The sequence below is a fragment of the Zavarzinella formosa DSM 19928 genome, assembly GCF_000255705.1.
Taxonomy (GTDB): domain Bacteria; phylum Planctomycetota; class Planctomycetia; order Gemmatales; family Gemmataceae; genus Zavarzinella; species Zavarzinella formosa.
The window spans coordinates 838,231-856,323 of the sequence record NZ_JH636442.1; the positions used below are offsets into that span (position 1 = coordinate 838,231).

General features: G+C 61.7%; 29 protein-coding genes, 1 tRNA gene and 1 pseudogene. 1 reads left to right on the top strand and 30 read right to left on the bottom strand.

What is annotated here, in order from left to right; genetic code table 11:
* Nucleotides 1-385: transposase (locus tag BGIM_RS0125000; RefSeq protein WP_020472450.1), on the top strand; the 385-nt coding region annotated here is incomplete at its 5' end.
* A 368-nt stretch (nucleotides 386-753) separates the two neighbouring features.
* Here BGIM_RS0125000 and BGIM_RS0125005 read toward each other — a convergent pair.
* From BGIM_RS0125005 to BGIM_RS52295, 30 genes and pseudogenes are all read right to left on the bottom strand, one after another.
* On the bottom strand, nucleotides 754-987 hold the full coding sequence (locus tag BGIM_RS0125005; protein ID WP_020472451.1) for a hypothetical protein: 234 nt from the start codon (nucleotides 985-987) through the stop codon (nucleotides 754-756).
* Nucleotides 984-1,268: a hypothetical protein gene (locus tag BGIM_RS0125010; RefSeq protein ID WP_020472452.1), complete on the bottom strand. Its 285-nt coding sequence runs from the start codon at nucleotides 1,266-1,268 to the stop codon at nucleotides 984-986. The genes BGIM_RS0125005 and BGIM_RS0125010 overlap by 4 nt, the downstream gene beginning before the upstream one ends.
* 51 nt (nucleotides 1,269-1,319) lie before the next feature.
* Nucleotides 1,320-1,862 carry a hypothetical protein gene (locus BGIM_RS0125015; RefSeq protein ID WP_020472453.1) on the bottom strand — a complete coding sequence of 181 codons (543 nt, stop codon included), beginning with the start codon at nucleotides 1,860-1,862 and terminating at the stop codon, nucleotides 1,320-1,322.
* Nucleotides 1,859-2,374, bottom strand: coding sequence for a hypothetical protein (locus tag BGIM_RS0125020; protein ID WP_020472454.1), 516 nt, complete (start codon nucleotides 2,372-2,374; stop codon nucleotides 1,859-1,861). The genes BGIM_RS0125015 and BGIM_RS0125020 overlap by 4 nt, the downstream gene beginning before the upstream one ends.
* The gene (locus tag BGIM_RS0125025) at nucleotides 2,371-2,976 is read right to left on the bottom strand and encodes a sigma-70 family RNA polymerase sigma factor (RefSeq protein WP_020472455.1); all 606 of its coding nucleotides are present in this window, start codon (nucleotides 2,974-2,976) and stop codon (nucleotides 2,371-2,373) included. Before BGIM_RS0125025 ends, BGIM_RS0125020 begins: the two co-directional genes overlap by 4 nt.
* Nucleotides 2,973-3,281, bottom strand: a complete 309-nt coding sequence (locus tag BGIM_RS0125030) for a hypothetical protein (protein ID WP_020472456.1) — start codon at nucleotides 3,279-3,281, stop codon at nucleotides 2,973-2,975. The genes BGIM_RS0125025 and BGIM_RS0125030 overlap by 4 nt, the downstream gene beginning before the upstream one ends.
* Complete coding sequence (locus tag BGIM_RS0125035; RefSeq protein WP_020472457.1) at nucleotides 3,271-3,804, bottom strand: putative metallopeptidase; 534 nt, start codon at nucleotides 3,802-3,804, stop codon at nucleotides 3,271-3,273. Before BGIM_RS0125035 ends, BGIM_RS0125030 begins: the two co-directional genes overlap by 11 nt.
* A gap of 46 nt (nucleotides 3,805-3,850) precedes the next feature.
* Nucleotides 3,851-6,214 (bottom strand): AAA family ATPase, encoded by a 2,364-nt coding sequence (locus BGIM_RS0125040; RefSeq protein ID WP_020472458.1) that lies wholly within the window; start codon nucleotides 6,212-6,214, stop codon nucleotides 3,851-3,853.
* Nucleotides 6,211-6,552 carry a hypothetical protein gene (locus BGIM_RS0125045; protein WP_020472459.1) on the bottom strand — a complete coding sequence of 114 codons (342 nt, stop codon included), beginning with the start codon at nucleotides 6,550-6,552 and terminating at the stop codon, nucleotides 6,211-6,213. The genes BGIM_RS0125040 and BGIM_RS0125045 overlap by 4 nt, the downstream gene beginning before the upstream one ends.
* A complete protein-coding gene (locus BGIM_RS0125050; RefSeq protein ID WP_020472460.1) occupies nucleotides 6,552-7,181 on the bottom strand; it encodes a lambda-exonuclease family protein in 630 nt (209 codons plus the stop codon). The genes BGIM_RS0125045 and BGIM_RS0125050 overlap by 1 nt, the downstream gene beginning before the upstream one ends.
* Entirely contained in the window at nucleotides 7,181-7,537 is a 357-nt protein-coding gene (locus BGIM_RS0125055; RefSeq protein ID WP_020472461.1) for a helix-turn-helix domain-containing protein, read from the bottom strand. The genes BGIM_RS0125050 and BGIM_RS0125055 overlap by 1 nt, the downstream gene beginning before the upstream one ends.
* On the bottom strand, nucleotides 7,534-7,755 hold the full coding sequence (locus BGIM_RS0125060) for a hypothetical protein (RefSeq protein WP_020472462.1): 222 nt from the start codon (nucleotides 7,753-7,755) through the stop codon (nucleotides 7,534-7,536). The genes BGIM_RS0125055 and BGIM_RS0125060 overlap by 4 nt, the downstream gene beginning before the upstream one ends.
* Entirely contained in the window at nucleotides 7,755-8,024 is a 270-nt protein-coding gene (locus BGIM_RS0125065) for a hypothetical protein (RefSeq protein ID WP_020472463.1), read from the bottom strand. The genes BGIM_RS0125060 and BGIM_RS0125065 overlap by 1 nt, the downstream gene beginning before the upstream one ends.
* Complete coding sequence (locus BGIM_RS61535; RefSeq protein ID WP_020472464.1) at nucleotides 8,021-8,608, bottom strand: hypothetical protein; 588 nt, start codon at nucleotides 8,606-8,608, stop codon at nucleotides 8,021-8,023. The genes BGIM_RS0125065 and BGIM_RS61535 overlap by 4 nt, the downstream gene beginning before the upstream one ends.
* Entirely contained in the window at nucleotides 8,605-9,948 is a 1,344-nt protein-coding gene (locus BGIM_RS0125075) for a hypothetical protein (RefSeq protein ID WP_020472465.1), read from the bottom strand. Before BGIM_RS0125075 ends, BGIM_RS61535 begins: the two co-directional genes overlap by 4 nt.
* Nucleotides 9,945-10,190 (bottom strand): hypothetical protein, encoded by a 246-nt coding sequence (locus BGIM_RS0125080; RefSeq protein ID WP_020472466.1) that lies wholly within the window; start codon nucleotides 10,188-10,190, stop codon nucleotides 9,945-9,947. Before BGIM_RS0125080 ends, BGIM_RS0125075 begins: the two co-directional genes overlap by 4 nt.
* 5 nt (nucleotides 10,191-10,195) lie before the next feature.
* Nucleotides 10,196-10,414, bottom strand: a complete 219-nt coding sequence (locus BGIM_RS0125085; protein WP_020472467.1) for a hypothetical protein — start codon at nucleotides 10,412-10,414, stop codon at nucleotides 10,196-10,198.
* A 169-nt stretch (nucleotides 10,415-10,583) separates the two neighbouring features.
* Complete coding sequence (locus tag BGIM_RS0125090; protein ID WP_020472468.1) at nucleotides 10,584-10,799, bottom strand: hypothetical protein; 216 nt, start codon at nucleotides 10,797-10,799, stop codon at nucleotides 10,584-10,586.
* A complete protein-coding gene (locus tag BGIM_RS0125095; RefSeq protein WP_020472469.1) occupies nucleotides 10,796-11,020 on the bottom strand; it encodes a hypothetical protein in 225 nt (74 codons plus the stop codon). The genes BGIM_RS0125090 and BGIM_RS0125095 overlap by 4 nt, the downstream gene beginning before the upstream one ends.
* Nucleotides 11,021-11,363: 343 nt before the next feature.
* On the bottom strand, nucleotides 11,364-11,588 hold the full coding sequence (locus BGIM_RS0125105; protein ID WP_020472471.1) for a DUF1737 domain-containing protein: 225 nt from the start codon (nucleotides 11,586-11,588) through the stop codon (nucleotides 11,364-11,366).
* Between the two features lie 48 nt (nucleotides 11,589-11,636).
* Nucleotides 11,637-11,703: transfer RNA gene (locus BGIM_RS0125110), tRNA-OTHER, on the bottom strand.
* 107 nt (nucleotides 11,704-11,810) lie between these two features.
* On the bottom strand, nucleotides 11,811-12,149 hold the full coding sequence (locus tag BGIM_RS0125115; protein WP_020472472.1) for a hypothetical protein: 339 nt from the start codon (nucleotides 12,147-12,149) through the stop codon (nucleotides 11,811-11,813).
* 223 nt (nucleotides 12,150-12,372) lie between these two features.
* Entirely contained in the window at nucleotides 12,373-12,759 is a 387-nt protein-coding gene (locus BGIM_RS0125120; RefSeq protein ID WP_020472473.1) for a hypothetical protein, read from the bottom strand.
* A gap of 589 nt (nucleotides 12,760-13,348) precedes the next feature.
* A complete protein-coding gene (locus tag BGIM_RS0125130; RefSeq protein ID WP_020472475.1) occupies nucleotides 13,349-13,771 on the bottom strand; it encodes a hypothetical protein in 423 nt (140 codons plus the stop codon).
* Nucleotides 13,772-13,871: 100 nt separating this feature from the next.
* The gene (locus BGIM_RS0125135; RefSeq protein WP_157369393.1) at nucleotides 13,872-15,194 is read right to left on the bottom strand and encodes a tyrosine-type recombinase/integrase; all 1,323 of its coding nucleotides are present in this window, start codon (nucleotides 15,192-15,194) and stop codon (nucleotides 13,872-13,874) included.
* A 374-nt stretch (nucleotides 15,195-15,568) separates the two neighbouring features.
* Entirely contained in the window at nucleotides 15,569-15,763 is a 195-nt protein-coding gene (locus BGIM_RS0125140; RefSeq protein ID WP_020472477.1) for a hypothetical protein, read from the bottom strand.
* Nucleotides 15,764-15,797: 34 nt separating this feature from the next.
* Nucleotides 15,798-16,145, bottom strand: coding sequence for a hypothetical protein (locus tag BGIM_RS0125145; RefSeq protein WP_157369394.1), 348 nt, complete (start codon nucleotides 16,143-16,145; stop codon nucleotides 15,798-15,800).
* Between the two features lie 15 nt (nucleotides 16,146-16,160).
* The gene (locus BGIM_RS0125150; RefSeq protein ID WP_157369395.1) at nucleotides 16,161-16,421 is read right to left on the bottom strand and encodes a hypothetical protein; all 261 of its coding nucleotides are present in this window, start codon (nucleotides 16,419-16,421) and stop codon (nucleotides 16,161-16,163) included.
* 44 nt (nucleotides 16,422-16,465) lie between these two features.
* Nucleotides 16,466-17,062: a hypothetical protein gene (locus BGIM_RS0125155; RefSeq protein WP_020472480.1), complete on the bottom strand. Its 597-nt coding sequence runs from the start codon at nucleotides 17,060-17,062 to the stop codon at nucleotides 16,466-16,468.
* A gap of 62 nt (nucleotides 17,063-17,124) precedes the next feature.
* A pseudogene (locus BGIM_RS52295) lies at nucleotides 17,125-18,093 on the bottom strand (hypothetical protein); the annotation flags it as partial.

Sequence of the window (18,093 nt, forward strand, 5' to 3'; positions counted from 1 at the left end):
GGACGAGACCAAAGGGGAACGCGCCCGGCTGGAAGAAGCCCTGCGGATCAACCAACCGCTGGCGACGGCGTATTACATGAAAGAAGAGTTTCGCCACTTCTGGGAGCAGGGGAGCCCGAAAGACGCCGCCCGGTTTCTGGACGACTGGTGTCGGCGGGCCGAGGCGTCCAAGCTGTCGGTGTTGCAGAAGATGGCGAGTTCTTTCCAGATGCACCGGACCGGCCTGCTGAACTACCATCGCTGTCCGATTTCGACCGGCCCCCTCGAAGGGGTGAACAACAAAATCAAGACCCTGCAACGACAGGCCTATGGCTACCGTGACCAAGAATTCTTCCACCTTCGCATTTACTCAATCCATCGAGCCAAGTACGAACTTCTCGGATGAGCCTTAATTAATTACTTACTTAATAACTACTCTCTCTCGTGACACACCCCCACCCGCGCCGGCCGCCGTCGCTCCGCTTCGCGAGCGAAGACAACAACAGAGGCAACGCCAGGCCCTGACACGGACTTGCTCAGACTGCTGAGACTGCTGAGACTGCTCAGACTGGAGGTTTGCCGCGCCAGTCTGAGCAGTCTCAGCAGTCTCAGCAAGCGTGGAACGGCCGCTCAGACTGCGGGTTGTGGTTGGGTAGTGTGCGTGAAGCGGAAGAAAGGTGTCCGTCTCAGCCGCCAGAGTTGCATTGCTGAGACGGGTGAGACGGGTGAGACGAGGATAAAGCCGCTGCCCGGCGGCGAAGTGGATATCAGGGATTAACCCGGCGGGCCGGTGGCGACAAGATCATTATCGCCGCCATTGGCCAAAAGCCATCGCTCGCGGTTCCTCATGCTGGCCAGAACTCGCTCGACGTAGTCCCATTCAACCAGCGGCTCAAAGTAGTCATGCCACGTTGGCGATTGGCCTTCCTTGGCCAATCGAATTGCCTCCGAGGCCGTCTTCAGGCAACGGCGCCATTCTCGATAAAGATAAATGATCTGGTCGTTCACCGGGCGATTCCCTTCTCAATGGCTGTTGGTTTGACCGGCTTTGTTGATTGCAGATACTCTTCGTGTCCCTGACGCCAACCCGCGAGCCAGCACGGCCTGGCCACGCTCGAACACTCCGGAATCACGCCATCCGAATGACCCAGACGCCCGATGTTCAGGCCGTCTTCATAGGCCGCCCGTCGTTGGCGGCCGTTGTCCCACACACCGAGGGCAACGAGCAGGGTCACCACGACACCGAGCCAGAAGAACCGCCAGAGTGTGTCTTTGGTGTCCTGGGTCATTCCTTGAGCCTCCTAATCGCATTGCCACTGGTTACCACTTTAAGGCCGCACTCAAACTCGATCAGGACAGAGTTCATGGTTCCGCGTGCCGGATCTTGGCACGCTCGGCCCTTCATCGCCGACCTCAGCGGGTTGTTCCCCCACGCGAACCAATGAGTCATCGGAGCCGATGGCGGCGATTCGCTCTTTGAGCTCATTGTTGGCGACCCGCTTCCTTCTGCAGTATTCGCTGATCCGGGCGGCCTCGCACCTCTTGCAGTAGCAGCTCGGCTTTTTTGGTTTCCCCCGCGTTCCGAATGACAAGAGCGGTTTTGTTTGCCCGCATTTCGGGCATCGTTTTTTCGCCTCGCCATCGGTCAGTTTGGCGACGGCCTGCCCGATGGTGGCGCCCGAGGCAACTCGCCGGTGGCCATCGGCGAGGACAGTCACCGACACATGGGGCGGGCCGTCATCATCGTGAACGATGGTGATATGGATCGAGCCGATGGCGGGGTCGGTGGTCAGGGCCGCCATCTGGCGGCCCAACGCCTCGGCCGGTGCTTCGACATTGGTCAACTCCACGATCCGCTTGGTGGTCTTGGCGTCAAGGCTCATGATCGTGTCCTCACCTGGATCACACATCCCGGCCGGAACGCCGCCCTCTGGCGGTACCGGAAGCGGATCAACTGCCTGTCTCCATCGTCAACGCCCTGCCACTTGGCCACCACGTCCCGCACTGCCTTGAGCGTCCCCCGGATGTTATCATCATCTTGCGGGTTTCGACCGAGGCGAGTCAGCGTGACGATCACCGGAAGAGGCAGAGGCTTGGCATCAGCCAAAGCGAGTTCAATGGTTCCCTTCACGGCCGTCTTGCGGCAGATCTTGGCGCCGAGCTGGCCGCCGGCATTGCTTTCCGATTTCAGCGGCATGCCCTCGATCCACACCGTGAGGAAGTGCCTCACCTCCGGGCCGGACCGCTCTTTGGCGAGCTTGCCGATCTCCGCGAGTTTCGGGATGATGGGGGCGGCGGCCACCGTCACCGCCTCGACACACAACCCAAGTGCAGCCAGATTCACGCCTCGCACAGTGGCACCGGCCGCGATCATTTGGGCTTCAAGGTCGCTCATTCGGTCACCCCCGTGTTCTCGGCCCAAGTGCGTAGATTTGCGAGGCCGAGGCTGACGGACCCGCGAACGCTGTTGTCGGTGCAACCCATGATCTCGCCGGCCTCCGCACTGGTGCGAGGCTGGACACCGAACAGACCAAGGGTCAGCGTAATGGCTTGGCGTTGTCTGAATGGCAGCGAACGAACCGCCCGCACTGCGAGGTGGTCGGCCAGCATGGGCGACTCCGGCTCCGCAGGAGCGGCGATTGTGTCGCGGAACGGGATGTCTTCCTCGGCTTTTGTTGAGTCGAACGACTCGGCTGGCACATTATTGCGGAGGCGGTCGATCCAAAACCGATTGGCGATCGGCAGGGCGAATTTGCCAAAGTAGGTCGTGAACTTTGCTCCGTTTTCAGGGTCGAACGTCCGGGCGGCGGCCATTGCTCTTTGCAACAACTGGTCGTGGGTGAGTTCGACGGCCCACTGGTGATGGCGCAGATCGCCGGGCGTGTATCGCCGGGCAAGCTTCCAGAGCAATTTCCAGACGCCGGCGACCAGCTCGGCTTGCTCCGGTGTTAGCGGGATCAGATGCCGGAAGACTCGCTTGGGTTTGGTGTCGGTCATCCCTGCGCCTCCCGTTTGGCCAGATCCTTCAGCGTGCCCAGCACGCCGCGAACCCGGACCGCCCGCCTCTTCGCAGCCTTGGCACGCTCTTGCTCGGTCGCACCCACGCGACCGAGTTCGTCCCGCTCACGGGGTAACACCTGGTCGATGAGGACCGCCAGACGCGCATCATGGAAGACACCCGTGTGGCCGGGCTTCGGACAGATCCAGCCGCCGTCTGCGATGCGCAGACGGCGGCCACCGCAGACCGGACAGAGGATCAGCCGTTCGACTTCGATCGGCAGTTTCACCAGTTCATTGGGCATGGTCGGTCTCCGCTGGAAGTGATCGGTCGGCATATGTGGCCACGGCGACGGCATTGGCGTATTCGATGGCGGCCTCGCCGTGCCGCATCACGACCTCGCGGAAGCCGTCGCCACCGTTCCAGTCGCCCTTTCTGAGTTTGAGCTTGGGCCGGCCAATGTCATCACGCTGGAGAATCCGGTTCCCGGAGAGCTTTTCCTCTTTGATGACGAGATCCAAGTGAGTGAGTTCGTGGTCGATGAGCGCGGCCCGGGCCAGCGAGTCAAGCGAATCCCATTCAGCCTCGTCGATCAGCAGCTCGGCGTCATGCTCCCACTTCACCCTGTCCTTGAGCGGGCAGACGGAGATCTTCGCAAGGGCGGGATAGCCGCCGTGTTTGAGGGCCGGGCCGTCCGGATTCGAGGCCAGCAACACGCCGACACGGACCTCGGCATCCTTGAGAGGCCGATGGTATTTGCCCATGATCCCGGCGAGCAGCTCGGTTACCGGATGGAAGGCGTCGGGCTTGTAGTAAGTCGTTGGCATCAGGCCCTCGCGGGTTGGCAGGCAATCAGGGTGTTCATGGCGCCTTTCATTTGAAACGCTTCCAGTCGGATGGCATGTCGCCGTCTGAGTCGTCCGTCTCAGACGGGTGAGACGGGTGAGACGGGTGAGACGACGAACCAGTTTTTGATGCGTCAGATGAAAAACTGCCGTCGTTGGCTCCAGTCTCACCCGTCTCACCCGTCTCACCCGTCTCACCCGTCTCGGCTTTCGGTCTGAGTGGCATGAGTTTGGGGTTTCCAAATGCAACGAGCCAAGGCAGGCCGAAGGACGGCGGTTTGGAGTTGAGTCCCTCCTCTTTGAGCCGTCCTTTGGCCTTCACGAATTGCCACTTCGTGTAACCGGCCTTGGCGGCCTCGGCCTCGATCTCGTCATCCGGCCATGCGTATGTGGATCCAAGCCGGTCGCGGATCCAAGCCATGCAGTCATTGCCCTTGGGCGAAAGCTCACCCTTGGATGAACCGCCGAGAACCGCGTCGGCGTCTGCGTCGACCACGCCGGACGGTTCGACGACGGCGAGTTGCTCGGCCATGCGGACCAATTCGTCGGCGGTCAGTTCGGAAAACTCCTCGCAGGAAAGCACCGCGTCGGCCTCGTCGCGGCCGAGCGGCCGGAGCGAGAAGCCGATCGACCGGCAGTCTAGCCCCATGAGGTTGGACTTGGTTTTGGCCATGACTCGCTGATCGGCGTTGGTCGGGTGAACGCCCACCACGTAGGCCAGGCGGGTGGCGTCCCGGAAAGCGGTCGAGCCGACGATCCGGTTCACGGCGGCGGCCGCCGTTTGCTTGTTCAGGTGGGCGATCAACAAGATGGCCACGCCCGTTCTCTCGGCCAGTCCGATGAGCGGATCGAGCATGGTCCGAACTTCGGCCGATGAATTCTCATTCAGTCCGGCCCTGCCCACGAAGCTCATGATCGGGTCGATGACGAGCAGCCGAATGGATGGATCGGTCTCAACCCTGCGGATCATCAAGTCGATGTCCCGCAGGTCGAAGGGCCGCGTCGTGCCGTCGGCGAGTTTCGTGCCCTCGATTGTCTCGACCAGGCCGAGATCGGCCCCCTCGGCGATCAGGTGGGGAACGATGGTGTCCTCGGGTGAATCTTCGACCGAGGCGAACAGCACTTTGCAAGGCGGCGGGACCTCGTAGCGCAGGCCGAAGGCCGGGCGGCCGGTGGTCAGACAGGCAATCAGATGGCGGACAAGGGTGGACTTCCCCATCCCGCCAACGCCGGCGATGAGCGTCAGTTTGCCCGATGGAATCTTCCGATCAACGAGCCAGCGGACGGGCTTGGCCTTCCGTCCCTTGAGCGAGCGTGTCACCAGCTCGGCCGAGTCGGCCGAGGATTGGCCCGCATATGGAGAGGCAGGATTGTTGGTGTGTCGGCGGTCGTTCGATGGCGTCCCGTAGCCAAGTTTGACGAGAGCCTTGGCGGCCTCGCTTTGGTTGCCTCCGTGGCAAAGGTCGGCGTAGAATCGAAACTTGCCGTAGGCGCCGGGCTCTGTCCCCACTGAGCTGCTGAAGATCCGCAGCAATGGCCGGCCTTGGCCGTCCCTCACGTTCCCGATCGTCGCTGACACTCCAAACGACTTGCCCGGCCGGGTGAGGACGCCTTGCTCCCAGCTCCCGCGAAACAGTTTCCAGCCCTGCTCCGTTAACGTGGTCTCCCAATCCGGCCCACGCTCGTCGTAGTCGTCGCCCGGAGTCAGGCCGTCGCCCTCCCGGCGTTTCGCCGGCTGAATTGACCGGAGATCCACATAGGTGCAAAACGACCGGGCCAGGTCGAGCATCGTCGCCCGCTCCTCCGGCGTGATGCGACGAACGGCGGTCAGGTCACCCACGCCAAGGGCGGAGTATTCGTAGGGCTTGTGCAGTTCGTGGCATGGCGGCGGCGAACCGGGTACGAGCGCGTACCCGCCTTCGCCGCGAGTCTCAATGACTACCTTTGATTTGGCTCTGGGGTCACGGGCCAGCTCGGCCTCCGTGGCCGGCCGGCGGGCGATCGTCGGCTGGTTGCCTTGGATGACATCGCAACGATACCACGCATGGGCGCCGCCGGATGGCGTCCGCACGATCACTAGTCGGCGGAGCAGATCCGGGGCGAGCTGGTCAAGGTCGTCGGCCCAACGCTCGAACACGCCGGGCTGGTCGAAGTCGAGACACTCCAGCCCTCCGGAGATCGCCCCACAGATGACGGCGACTCCCCGCACTCGGGAGGCGAAGTGGCTCCGCAGTTCGTCGGCCGATGGCAGGCGGGTCTGCTGTTGCACCCACGTCCTCACGGCCGGGGCCTTGCTGCCGTCGGGCATGATCGGGATCACCGAAATGCCGGCGGCGACCAATGCCTGGGCGACTTGGTAGGGTGTCGGCTCGGGTTGTCGGGTGTCACTCATCGGACCTTTTGCCGCCTTCTTTGGATCAACACCCGCTGGCGTCGCAGTTTCTTGGCGGCCGTGGCGGCCGTATATCGTTCGGTCGGCTCACGGTCGCAGTCGGCCGAGCCCGGCTCTTCAATCCACGGCAGGCCGGCCGCTTTGGTGAGGACGAAGTAATAATCAAACGGCTGGCCTTGCGGCAGAACCGGCCGCCTCTCCCACAGGGAGAGGTTCAGACGGCTCGCCTCGGCTCTGGCTTCCAGCGGATCGCGATAGCGGCATACAGACTTGTTCCGGCCGTCGGCATCGCAATACGCGACGAAGTAACGGCCTTCGCCGGGAGTCTTCAAAGACATCAGACGACCTCCTGAGTGAAGCGATCGGAGAGTTTTGCCTTGGCCTTCCGCGCCTCGACAAGACGGTTCCAAAACTTCTTGGCTGCCGTGTGGATTTCGGCTTGCTTCTCGGGGTCTTCGACCACCTTGACGATGGCCAGTTCGTTGCCGCCTTTGAATTGGGCCGCGTCGTTGTAGCTCACGAACCACCCGACCGGGCAGCCGGTGACGAGCAACTGCCACTGGACTTGGCAGAGGTAATAGTCCGGGACGAACCCATTGAGGGCATAGTCGTGGACCTTGTAGTTCGGCGCCTTCACTTCGATCAGGTCGTTCCGCATCGCGTTGAAGCCGTCAAGGCTGACGCGCATCCAAGGCATGTCGTCGTGTTCGCAGATTAGCGGCACATACGCGCATCGCTCGCGGACCTCGAACATAGCCCGCGCTTTCGGCTCAAGAAACTGGCCACGTCGCATGGAGAAGTTCGTCGGGCGTTCGAGGCGATCTAGTTTCTCGACGAACAACCGCTCCGGCGTGGCATCCTCAAAAGGCGATAGACCGAGGATGGAGGCGACGTCACTCCCCCCGATCCCGTCGTATCGCCACGACTTCCATTCGAGTGTGCCCTGTTGGAGGTGGACGACGCGCATCAGCGGGCCTCCCCGGAGTAGATCCGATCAAGCAAAGTCGATTGCTCGGCGGTCGGCTTTGTCAGCCCTTGCTCAAAGGCCGAAACCTCGCTGATGGAGATGCCGAGTAGATTGGACACATGGACGAGATCGAGGCCGGAATGCTTGCGCTTTAGCCGAAGCTCGCGACCAGTCGAGTCGAAGGCCCGGAGGCTCAAGAGCCGGTGAAACTCCTCGATCTGGTCGTTGTCTTTTTGCAGTGCTTCACGATCGGGCTCGGCCCCGCATCGCGGACAAGGCGGCCTGTCGAGAGGGCAACCAAACCAGCCGATGGAGTGACGGCATTTGGGGCAACTGGTATCGAAGAAGGCTTTCACGAGATCTCCTCCATGATCGCTGCCATCGCCCGGCTGACTTGCTCACGGCCGGCGTTGGCTTCCTTGAGGTTCAGGAACGTCACTTCGTTGGATCGCTCGATCGGCTCGGCGAAATCAAACTGGCAATCAAAGCGATGGACAGCTTTGACCAAATTGACCGCGAGCTGTGGGTTGTCCCGGAGGACGTCGGCCAGCTCGGCCTCTTGCTGACGGGTCATCAGGCTGCCTCCTTGCGGGTCCGAGCTGCTCGCTTTGGCTTGTCGACCCCGGCATCACGCCGCTCGTCGGTCATCTCCGAAACGACCCGGCCGAGCGGTGGGGGAGTCAGGCATTCGCCGCAGACGACGGCGTCTTTCCCGAGGTTTTTGCCGCGAGTGCAAACGACGCCTCGGCCAACGGGGTTTCCGCACCATGCGCAGGCCGGGGGCATGTCATCCAAAGAGGGATGCGGACGCATGACCCGACGACATTGGTTGAGGGTGTTCACGGAACCTCCCGAGTCGGCTTGGGATTGTCGTTGGCGTCGAGCATGGGCAAGAGAGAAGACAGCATGGCCGGCTCAAGGAACCGGATCGATTTGCCGTGCTCGTAGGCGTAGGCGATTTCGCGGCCGGTCGATTCGCCGATGTATTGACCGACGTTGAGCACCAAGATCTCGTCGGCCAAGTCGATCTTGCGCATATGAAGCGAATCAAGACTTGCTTTGGTTTCCCCGGTCAGCCTGCCGAGGCCGATCAGATCGTCGTCCGTCTTGGTGTCGCATCCAACAGTGAGGACGATTTTTCCTTCCAGCGTCTCACGCAAATTCGCCTCACGAAAGGCATCCGTGAAACGGGTCGATCCGCAGAGGCAAACGACCTTCGGTCGCTCCCTCGCCTCGATCGTGTCGTATACCGTCGTGCAAACGGCATACAAACCTTGGAGCGCCTTGCCTTCCTTGGTTCCATACCCAAAGTCTCCGGGCGCCCCAAAGGCCGAATGGATTCGCTTGATCCAATGACCGACCACGCGAAGACAACGGAGATGGCTGGCGTCTTCCTTGTCACGAATCCAAGAGTCGATGTCACTCACGCGGCACCCGCTTTCTCTTTCTTGGCGGCCGCCTTGGCCTTCTTCTCCGTGATCTTGACCTTGAGGGCATTGATGAGCTTGTTCGCCTCCTCGACGGTCAGCGAGTTGATGTGGTCGGCCGCCCCGATCTTGCGGCCGATGTGAACCGAGGCAGCGGCCTTCGCCTTGGCATCGTGCCATGAGAGGTCAAGATCGTGAAAGGCATCAAGCAATGCCTTCTGGGTGACAGAGGGGAGGTTGCCCGTCGTCGCAGCCGGCGGCTCGCAGGCCGCCGAGGTTGGCTCGGCCGAGCCGGCGGTGATCTCGCCTTCTTCGACATCGTCACCAGTCTGGCCGTGCGCGGGAGGACCGGATGGGGCCGGCTTGTTCTTTTCGATGGTGATAAGCAGCTCGGTGATCACAATGTCCGCTTCGGCGGATGTGAGACTTTCCGGCCGGTCGCTCTCTCCCAGCGGCCGACCAATCATCTCGCCGGCCTGCTGACGCACTCCCCGCTTTGCCCAATCAAGCCCCAGCTCCTTCGAGTGTGAGTTGATCGTCGCCACCTGTTCGGCCGAGGCCATGACGGGGTAGGGAGCAGGAGCGGACTTGCCCTTGTGGGGAGCCGCCTCGGGGTCAAGGAAGTCTTCCACGTCTTGCGTGAAGATGTCACTGCATCGCGCAAGCGTGATTGTGGCGTCGACGTGCGAACGCTTCTTGGCCATCTTGAGGACCGTGTTCACGCAGTCGAGAATGTCGGGATTCTCGCTCCGTCCGATCGGCTGGTTGACGATCGACGAATCATTGGCCGCAAAGTTCTCGCCACACCCGCCGGCCTTGTCGAAGCAATACCAGCCGGGTGCCTCGTTCGGTTTGTTCCTCGGCGGAAACTTTGATTTCTTGATTGCCGGAACACCGCACTGAGGGCATTTGCGGTCGGCCTTTCGCCATCGGTAGCGGCTCTCGTAGGTCGAACAGGATCCAACGCCCTCGGCGACGACGACGCCGTCGGCCTGCGTGATGATCTGACAGGAAAGCCGGTAATAAAACAGGCCCGTCTTCCAGTCTTCGATCTTGTCCTCGACCACGAACCGGGGGATGCACCGATAGAGCGTTGTGAGCTTCTCGGCGCCGGGTTTGAAGAGCGTCTTGGGAGTCTCGGCCAGACTGCCATCGGCGTTCTTTCGCTCGGTTCCGGGAATCACCCCATAGTCGGTTCCCTCGACCATATGGCGGGAGATGTATTGGCCGAGCAGCCGGCGTTGATCCGACTCCTCGTCCAGCACGGCTTCAATGATCAGCGGGCGGGCGCCATAACTGGCGACGGCGTTGTTTCTGTTTTCGACGACGGCGTTGGTCATTGGTGTGAGTCTCCAGAGGGTTGATAGCTTGGGTGGGATTCAATCGCAGCCAGCATGAGAGCCCGCAGCACGCCGGGCATTCGCTCGGCGGGGAAGCGATACCGAATCGCCTCGCCGGCCTCCGTCTGCAAATGAAGGATGATGGTCGAAAAGTTCTCCCCGCGTGCCGGCAGCCCGGCGAAGCCGATGGAGGCCAGCGGAGGGATGGCGAGCGGGTCGACGATTTCTTGGGTGACTTCCATTCGGATCAGGCCTCGACGGTGATGAGTTTTGCCCCGGCAATCTTCGGGGGCAGGATCAGACCAAAGGTGTCGGCCGTGATCTCGGCCTCGTCGATCGGCGGTCCCTTGGGCGGGACGGCTTGCTCCTGCACGTAGTCGATTTCAAACACCGCGTTCTCCACGCGGATCTTCACCGGCCGGTTGGGCATTCGTTCGAGGACGGCGGCGAGCTGCCTGGTTGTCATGGGTGCGTACCTTTTGCGTGGACCCGTGCGGAGACGGGCCAAGGCAGTGATGGTGTCGGTCTGGGTAAAAGGCATCACGCTCGCCGGGAGTCGAACCCGGATCCGGGCCAGTGGCAAACCGGATGTTACCCGCCCGGTTGCCCGAACGAGCCCTGTCGAATGCTTTGGGTCACTCGGGGGTGACTTCGGGTTTGGCGTGCAACGCCTCGTTAACTTTCTTGACATGCTCGTGCATCGGACGAAGCAACCCGATGATCTGGCCGTGGCCGATGGCCTCGCGAACGTCCATCGGGTAGGTCTCGTTGTAGACCTCGGCCAAAAGCTCTTTGGCGACACGAAGCTTTGTGAGGGCCTTGAGGACCTCGTCGCGGTGTGATTGCTTCACGTCATTTCCCCGTGGTCGTCTTCGGGCTTGCCATACAACGCTTCGTGCGATCGCTTGATGTGCTCGTGGAGCGGCTTCATGATCTTGATCAGGTCATCCTGCCTGATCGCTTCCCGGACTGGTCGACTGTAGCTGCCGTTCCAGACATAACTGAGAACGTCGTAGGCGACTCTGATCCTCGCCAGTTTGCCCGCTGCCTCTTCCCGTTCGTGTTGGTCCATGTCAAAAATCCTCCCAGGTTGTTAAGATCAGAGACGCCCCGGAGTCGAACCGGGCCACGGGGAGTGTTCCGTGTTCCAAGCCTCGCGGCACATGGTGGTTAGCCGCGACACTCCGCGTCCCGTTGAAATTGCCTCTTCCAAGCCCACTTGAAAACCGACACAACGATCTCCGCGATCAGGCCCCCGATCACGACTTCTGCCAAGGAAAAACGCGGCTCGAACATTGTGAATCCTTGAGGTTAAAATCAAACCCGCCCGGCCGCCGTGTTAGCTTCCGGCGGCCCGACCGGGGAAACACTCCCCGATGGCTATCGCGTCAACTCGCCCGGCGGGTGTGGACGCATCAGGCGGCGGCCGGAACCGACTCGGGAGCGGGAGCGGCGTCCTCGTACTTCACAAGGGTCTGCACGTACTCCCAATTCTTCTCGCCCTCTGATTCCGACTGGGCGTACTGGCAAGGCCCGAGCGGCTGCCAGCCCTCTTTGATCTTCTCCCGGACGGCGGCGGCCAAAACCGTTTCGTTGTCGTCGGTGGCGATCGTGTAATCCGTGATCTGTTTTGTCTGCATGTCTCTGACCTCGCGGGGTGAAACGGCCGGAGGAAGTCCCCGGCCCATTGGATACGGTGGGAGTCGAACCCACTTCCCCGGCTCTTGCCGGTGCGATGCCGTTTCGCCACGCTCCGATACAACAACGACCGGCCCCGTCTCCCAGCCCGGAGGCGACAACGAGTCGCCCGCCCGCATGGCCTGCCCAAACAACCATGCGGTGACGGCCGGGGCCGGTCTGTTTCATGTGGCCGCGACCTGCGGCCTCTCGTTCCCGAACGGGATCTCGGCTTCGCGGCGGTCAAGGTTGGCCCGCAGGCGATCCAGTCTGCGGGTCTCTTCACCAAGTTCCCGGAGCTGTCGGCGGTGAGCGGCGTTCGCCGCCGTGACGGCCTCGGCCTCCGTTGCGAATAGGCTCAGCCAAAACACCCGCCGACCACCGGCCACGACGACCTGCCTGCCGAGTTCGTCCCGATAGGTCGCCTCGACGGTGATCAACTGGACGTCCTCCGGCGGCGGAGCGTCGTTGCTGTCGAAGTGCCAGAGGTTCAGACCCGGCCTGACGTCTTGTTCGCGCACCATGATTCCGACTCCGATGATGGTTGAGTTTCAAATGCCGGACTCTCCCGGCCGCCGCACCACTTCGGGGACTCGCATACCCACGGCAGGTGTCGCCGTTCACCGCGTCGCCCCACGCGGTTGATCTAAAGCCGGCCCCGTCTCTCTCCCGGAAGCGACAACGAGTCGCCCGGCCCGCATGGTCTGCCCACTGGCCATGCGGCGCCGGCCGGGACCGGCTTGGTTCTCAGGCTTTCGCCTTGCTGGTTTTGCGTCGCTTTGGAGGCTCGTTGAGGTTGATGCCGAAGGACTTCAATTCGTCATCAACCTCCTGCTCACGCCGCCGGCTCTCGGCGGCGGTTTCGATGTGTTCGCCGGCGGCCTCTTCGACCGGGTTGAGGGCCTTGTCGAAGGCCGCCAGAGCTTCCGGGGTGGTGAATCGCCGGCCGCCGACTCGCCGGGAGGCCAGTCTCACGCGGCCGCCCGGCGTCCTGATCCCGTCGCGGATCCAGTGATCGACGGTCTTCTCGGAAACGCCGCATTGCGTCGCCACTTGGGCGCGGGACAACCGCTCTTCTTTTTTGGCCGCCGAGTTGGCCGGCGGCGGGGCGGGCCGGTCTTCTGTTTTTTTCATCGCTTCCTCCAAGCTCGGGACACTCGGGCCGAACTACTCCCGATGGGACTATCTGGGGTGAATGGTATGCTCGAAAAGTATTTGTTGCAATACAAATCAGTTCAAAAAACTTCATTTGAAGCGTAACGCATTCAACTAATTGGCTTTGTGTCTCAAAAAATCTTGAGGGTTCAAACCTTGAACAAGACAATGTCAGCTATGGCAAAGCGACCCAAAGGCAGACCTGCAATCGAAGAGGAAGAAGACAAGCGTGTGCCGGTCAACTTCCGAATGATGCAATTGATGCTTGACGTCTTGGACGAATATGTGGCCGACCAAGGCACATCGCGAAGCAACGAGCTCGTGAACGCTGTTCGGAGAATGCTCGTCGCCGAAGGTCGTTGGCCACCAAAGCAAAAGCAAAACGGGTAGGTCTTCCTCGCCCTGTCTTGCCCGGCATCACCGAGGCTTTCGGGTAACTCTTCCCTAAACGATACCGCGACGGGTGGGAGATAAGTGGCGGGTGGATGGGAGAAGCGTGGGAGAAATGAAATAGTCGCCTTTCAACGCAAAAGGGCCAGCCGATCGGCTGGCCCTTTTGCGTTGGCGGTCACGCCTTTGAAGGCGTGACCAACCCGTAGGTCCCCACCGCCTCGCCGTGTTCGGCCCCCCGGCCGATCATGCTTTTCCATGCGACGTGATTGGCGAAGACGTCCTTGAGCCGGGTTCCGGGCGGAAGGTCGGCCGCGTCAACGATCCCGTCCTGCGACATCCACGGAGTCCCGTCCTTCCATGATCCCCAAAGGACGGCGATCACGGCCCGCTGGGTGGCGTTGAACGTGTACTGTCTGCCGAACCATGACACACAGGCAAAATCCCGGCCGTGAAAAGCATCTCGCGGATCCGGCGGCTTGCGGTCTTCGGAAGACGCGCCGCCCGAGGGAGTGCGATCCGTGGCGGGAACGGCGAGAATGTGGAAGAGTTGGCCGCCCGCCTTGGCGGCGGCCGCTTTGAGGATGGGGTCGATGTCCATGAGTGGGCCTTGGAAGAAAAGAGCTTTGTGTACATAAGTACAGTAAAGCAGAAGACTTGATCCGTCAAGCGATTTCTCCCGAACATCCCTATCAGACCGTTCATCCCAACTCGCGGGCGATGCGGCGTTTTGGCAGCTCGGTCGGGTCGGTGTACACGGCGGCGGTCACCTCGGGCGTGTCTCCGATCGCCAGCCGGGCGGCCTCAAGGCTCTCGTAGGATTGCCTGACGTGACGCGCGTGGGTGTGCCTCATTCGTCTGGGTGTCCACGGCTCGACCCCGGCCCGCCGGCACGCCTCGACGATGATCCGGCAATAGCGGTTCCGGCTCAGCCCCCACGGATGCGGCCGCTTTGGGCTGGGGGGAAGGGCGAACACCGGCCGGTCCTCGGGGCAGCCGGCGAGGTATTTGGACATGATCGCCTGCGCCTGCGGGCCGATCCAGACGACGAGATCCTGATCCCGGTGGGCCGTCTTGTTGGCGATGTCCGAAACTTCGTACTTCCATTCGGGGCCGCTCCGGTCGAGATCGCAGGGCCGCATTCCACAAATGGTTTGCGGCCGCATTCCGGTCAGCCAGTGAACCCGGAGCATGTCCTCCAAGAGCGACCGCCTCGCCTCATCGCCGGGGTAGAGATGCGGGAATGTTTTTTCGACGTCGGGCCACGGGATCGGTTTCGTCTTGGCCCGCTCCGGGGCGGACGTCTGGCCTCGCTTGTACCGGGGAACCAGCGCCAGCGTGGCCGGAACCTCGGCCGAACACATCTTCCTCGTGACCGCCCATTTGAACGCCCGAACGATCCGGCCGGCATTGCCGTTGATGGTTTCCCTCATCCATCCCGCCTCCAGCATCCATGACATGCACCCCTCCAGGTCGGCCGGCTCGTAGGCGGGGACGAGCATCTTCGGGTTGCCGGCACGCAACATCGCGTCCATTGCCGTCTTGATGGCGCCGTACTCGCCGGTGACCTTCCCGTTCTTGCGGTAGAACAATTTGGCGTGGGCGAGGTAACCCGCCGCGAGATCCTTCAATGTCGCCTTCCCCGCCGGCGGGGGCTGGGACCGGATCTGGCCGGCCGCCCACTCACGGGCGAACCGGGCGTAGGCTTGATCGGCCTCATCGCTTCCGTGGATTCCAAAATATCGAAACCTTCTTTTCCCTCCCGCCTTCCAGCGGGCATATCCCTGCCCTCCGGGATGGCGTTTGAACTTCGGGCAGGGCTTCGGTGCGGCGACCGGATGGCGGCCGCCGCCGGAAAACCGCCTGTCCGGCGGCTTGCTCACGGCGACGGCCGGCTCCCATCCGAGACTGATCCGGCTACGGATCGTCGCCGGTTTCAATTTGTTCTTCGCGGCCCATTGCTCGATTGTGAGCGAGAGGTCGCCGACCGTGATGAGTTCGGGTTTGTTGTCGGGAGCGGGCATTTTGAGACTCCGGGGGAATTTGAGGGATTCCATCCGAAGGTGTAGTCGCCGGTTCTGACGGTGGAAAGAGGCGGCCCCGACCCGCGACATGGCGTACAGTACGCCATTTGGATGTTTTGAAAACACACCCTAGAAATGACATAACCCCCGGTATTACCGGGGGTTATGGAATCGGGCTGGCGGGATTTGAACCCACGACCTCCTGCACCCCAAGCGAGCGGGATAAGGGGGCAAAATGCACAAAATGCCTGTAAAACACGGGAAATGCCAAAATCCCGTTTCGCCTCAAGTCTCCCGAACCGCCTCAACAAACACCGGCGAATCTGGTGTTTTGAGTCGTCGCCCGTATCGGACGATGCAGCCCTGTTTCGGCGTCAGGACAAAGGCGGGGCAGGAGTCGCGACCGGGACATCGGGCGCTGCGATGGCTCCGCGAATCCCGGCGAGCCCAAGAGCTTGGGCGAACTTCGCCCCCGCCCCGACAAGGTCGCCATTAATCAGATCGACGACCCCCATCAAAGCCAGTCCACCGGCCGCAATATATGTCTTGTATCCGCTCAGAAAATTCATGGTTTCACTCTCCGTAATGGTTTTCACAACTCGCTCACGGCCGCTTGCCGAGAGCCTTTTCGACGGCCCGCGTGATGGCATCCTCAGACTCGCGGGTGATATCTTTGATGGCCGCCGTGAACTCGGCGCGTTGCTCTTTCAGCACGGCAGTGAAGTCGGCCCGCTGCTCACGCAAAGTGGCCAGCAACCCAGACTGTTGATCGGCGAGGGCCTTGGTGAAGTCAGCTCTCGCCGCCCGCATGTCCTCGCGGAATTGAGCCGTCGTGGCGGGCGAAGACTTGATTAGCGTCCACGCGAAAAGAAACACGATGCAGCCGATCAGGGCTCCGGCGATGCCCCACTGTGACCAGTCGGGCGAAGGCATTCCGGGCGGCATATTCACTCCGTTCTTGTTGGTCTATCGTCCCCCGATGTTGGCCGGGGGAATGGTCAGGGCCTCAACGGCCTTGGGCGGCTCGCTCGTCGGCCTCACGGTGATGTTTTCCACGCGGGGCAACGGCTCTCGTCGCACATCAACCGGCGTCAGCGTCTCGGTCTCCGTCGTGGTCACCTGCCGTTCACGATGGAACGGTTTCGGCTCGGCATGGTACGCACAACGCGGGGCCGGTGACTGGCAACCGGCGAACATCAGCACGGACAGAATCAGGGTCTTTTTCACGATCACGCTCCTGTTGTTTGGGCAACTCAAGCGTGACTTTGCCATCAGTGCTGAATGGCGATTCGCATGGTTTTTGGCGTGGTTTCTCCGTGACTAAACAGCACTTTCGCCACAGCCTTCCCGGCCAGAGGATTTGACTGCCCGTTGCCCGTGAACCAGTTCCAGCCGCCGGTACCGGGAAGCTCTTTCGCCAAAGCGTCTGCCCCTGATTCAGCGATCACGATCTTGCCTCGCACGGCCGAATAGACCGAGATCGATTGCACGTTGTCGCCGGTGACGAGCAGCTCCTCAACCTCGGGAACCTTGGCCGTGATCGCCGTCGGAGGCGAAGCAACCGGAAGATCATCCCCGGAGCCAAGGTCAATCGGCACGCTATTCACGGATACGGTGCCGACCGTCATGCCCAGACGCGAGCCCGTCGCCCAATACAAATCCAGCCTTGCCCCGGTCGTGATGCCATGCCCGGCGTCCATTGTCAGCGTGCCCGTGTTCGCGTCCGTGCGGGTCGTGAGCGTGCCGGTCTTCGCCCCCGCGACAGACTTTTCCGACACGGCCATGTTGTCGGAAAGGATCGTCGTCGAGGCGTTGTAGGTTCGGCCTTCGACGTTTGCGTTCGATTGAAAAGTGCCCGTGAAACTCATTGCGATTCCCCTTGTGTGCGATGCGTTGAATCAAGATTCGTTGATGCGTTGGCGTCCGAAGATCACCCGGCGATTCGTTCGGCGACAATGAATGACTTCCCGCCAATCACCTTCACGGTACCCGACGTTTCGGCTGCGAATTGCAGTACGGCTGTCTGGCTTGATCCGGTGGCGTTTTTGACGTAGGCGGTCAGGGAGCATGGCAAGTCTGTGTTGATGGTCGGAACGCCCGCCGAACGGGAGATGATCGAGCCGGAAGCCGAAGCGCCGCCAGTCTGGACACCCGCGCTTTGAGCGTGGTTGAAGTTCGTGTCAGAAGCGCAGCCCGAGGCTGAGACATCGAAAACAATGCCGCACGCCACCGAACTCGACTGGATCGTCAGGTGGGCGGTCACCAGGTACGTCGTGCCATCCTCGACGGTGAACGTCATGCCCGTGGTTGCCAACGTTGTCGTCGCGTTGCTAACGTCACCGCCCAACCCGACAACGGCCTTTGGCTTGACACCGAGATGATTGCACGCCGCGATTTGGGTTGAGTCTCCCAGAATCGACCGCGCCAGCGACGTGAGTGTTGTGAGGGCGGCCGCCCCTGACCCGGTAAAATACGGCATCTGGTCGGCCGCCGACGTCAGGCCGGCCAACGCCGCCAGATTGGCCGCGTAAGCCTGCACCGTCACGCCGATGTCAAGCGTTGTCAATGCTCCGTCGATGTTGGCCTGAATGACCGTCCAGCTTGTCCCGACCGTCGCTTGATTTCCGGATGCCGTGCCGTCAACCATGCACAAGATAATGTCGCCGGCCTGTGTGACAACACCCGACGCGCCGCCGATTTTCCCCGCGACCGATGCCCTGTAAGTCCAGCCGCAATTGGCCGCCGGATAGTTGGGGTTGGCGCTGCAATCAATGACCCCCTTGAAAACCATTGCGTCTTGGGCGGCAATGATCTGGTCAACGTAGGCCTTGACGGCTTTTTGCGTGGCCACTCGCAAGTCGCTGTTGGCCGTCAGCGAAGTGTCCGTGTCACTGGCCAG

Bases quoted from the DNA above. Each gene is read 5' to 3' on its own strand.
- BGIM_RS0125130 (WP_020472475.1), bottom strand. From the start codon at position 13,771: ATGGACATCGACCCCATCCTCAAAGCGGCCGCCGCCAAGGCGGGCGGC.
- BGIM_RS0125030 (WP_020472456.1), bottom strand. From the start codon at position 3,281: ATGCCCAATGAACTGGTGAAACTGCCGATCGAAGTCGAACGGCTGATC.
- BGIM_RS0125060 (WP_020472462.1), bottom strand. From the start codon at position 7,755: ATGACCCGTCAGCAAGAGGCCGAGCTGGCCGACGTCCTCCGGGACAAC.
- BGIM_RS0125050 (WP_020472460.1), bottom strand. From the start codon at position 7,181: ATGCGCGTCGTCCACCTCCAACAGGGCACACTCGAATGGAAGTCGTGG.
- BGIM_RS0125015 (WP_020472453.1), bottom strand. From the start codon at position 1,862: ATGAGCCTTGACGCCAAGACCACCAAGCGGATCGTGGAGTTGACCAAT.
- BGIM_RS0125080 (WP_020472466.1), bottom strand. From the start codon at position 10,190: ATGGAAGTCACCCAAGAAATCGTCGACCCGCTCGCCATCCCTCCGCTG.
- BGIM_RS0125010 (WP_020472452.1), bottom strand. From the start codon at position 1,268: ATGACCCAGGACACCAAAGACACACTCTGGCGGTTCTTCTGGCTCGGT.
- BGIM_RS0125040 (WP_020472458.1), bottom strand. From the start codon at position 6,214: ATGAGTGACACCCGACAACCCGAGCCGACACCCTACCAAGTCGCCCAG.
- BGIM_RS0125020 (WP_020472454.1), bottom strand. From the start codon at position 2,374: ATGAGCGACCTTGAAGCCCAAATGATCGCGGCCGGTGCCACTGTGCGA.
- BGIM_RS0125115 (WP_020472472.1), bottom strand. From the start codon at position 12,149: ATGGTGCGCGAACAAGACGTCAGGCCGGGTCTGAACCTCTGGCACTTC.
- BGIM_RS0125045 (WP_020472459.1), bottom strand. From the start codon at position 6,552: ATGTCTTTGAAGACTCCCGGCGAAGGCCGTTACTTCGTCGCGTATTGC.
- BGIM_RS0125105 (WP_020472471.1), bottom strand. From the start codon at position 11,588: ATGCAGACAAAACAGATCACGGATTACACGATCGCCACCGACGACAAC.
- BGIM_RS0125035 (WP_020472457.1), bottom strand. From the start codon at position 3,804: ATGCCAACGACTTACTACAAGCCCGACGCCTTCCATCCGGTAACCGAG.
- BGIM_RS0125085 (WP_020472467.1), bottom strand. From the start codon at position 10,414: ATGACAACCAGGCAGCTCGCCGCCGTCCTCGAACGAATGCCCAACCGG.
- BGIM_RS0125095 (WP_020472469.1), bottom strand. From the start codon at position 11,020: ATGGACCAACACGAACGGGAAGAGGCAGCGGGCAAACTGGCGAGGATC.
- BGIM_RS0125025 (WP_020472455.1), bottom strand. From the start codon at position 2,976: ATGACCGACACCAAACCCAAGCGAGTCTTCCGGCATCTGATCCCGCTA.
- BGIM_RS0125120 (WP_020472473.1), bottom strand. From the start codon at position 12,759: ATGAAAAAAACAGAAGACCGGCCCGCCCCGCCGCCGGCCAACTCGGCG.
- BGIM_RS0125135 (WP_157369393.1), bottom strand. From the start codon at position 15,194: ATGCCCGCTCCCGACAACAAACCCGAACTCATCACGGTCGGCGACCTC.
- BGIM_RS0125155 (WP_020472480.1), bottom strand. From the start codon at position 17,062: ATGAGTTTCACGGGCACTTTTCAATCGAACGCAAACGTCGAAGGCCGA.
- BGIM_RS0125075 (WP_020472465.1), bottom strand. From the start codon at position 9,948: ATGACCAACGCCGTCGTCGAAAACAGAAACAACGCCGTCGCCAGTTAT.
- BGIM_RS0125140 (WP_020472477.1), bottom strand. From the start codon at position 15,763: ATGAATTTTCTGAGCGGATACAAGACATATATTGCGGCCGGTGGACTG.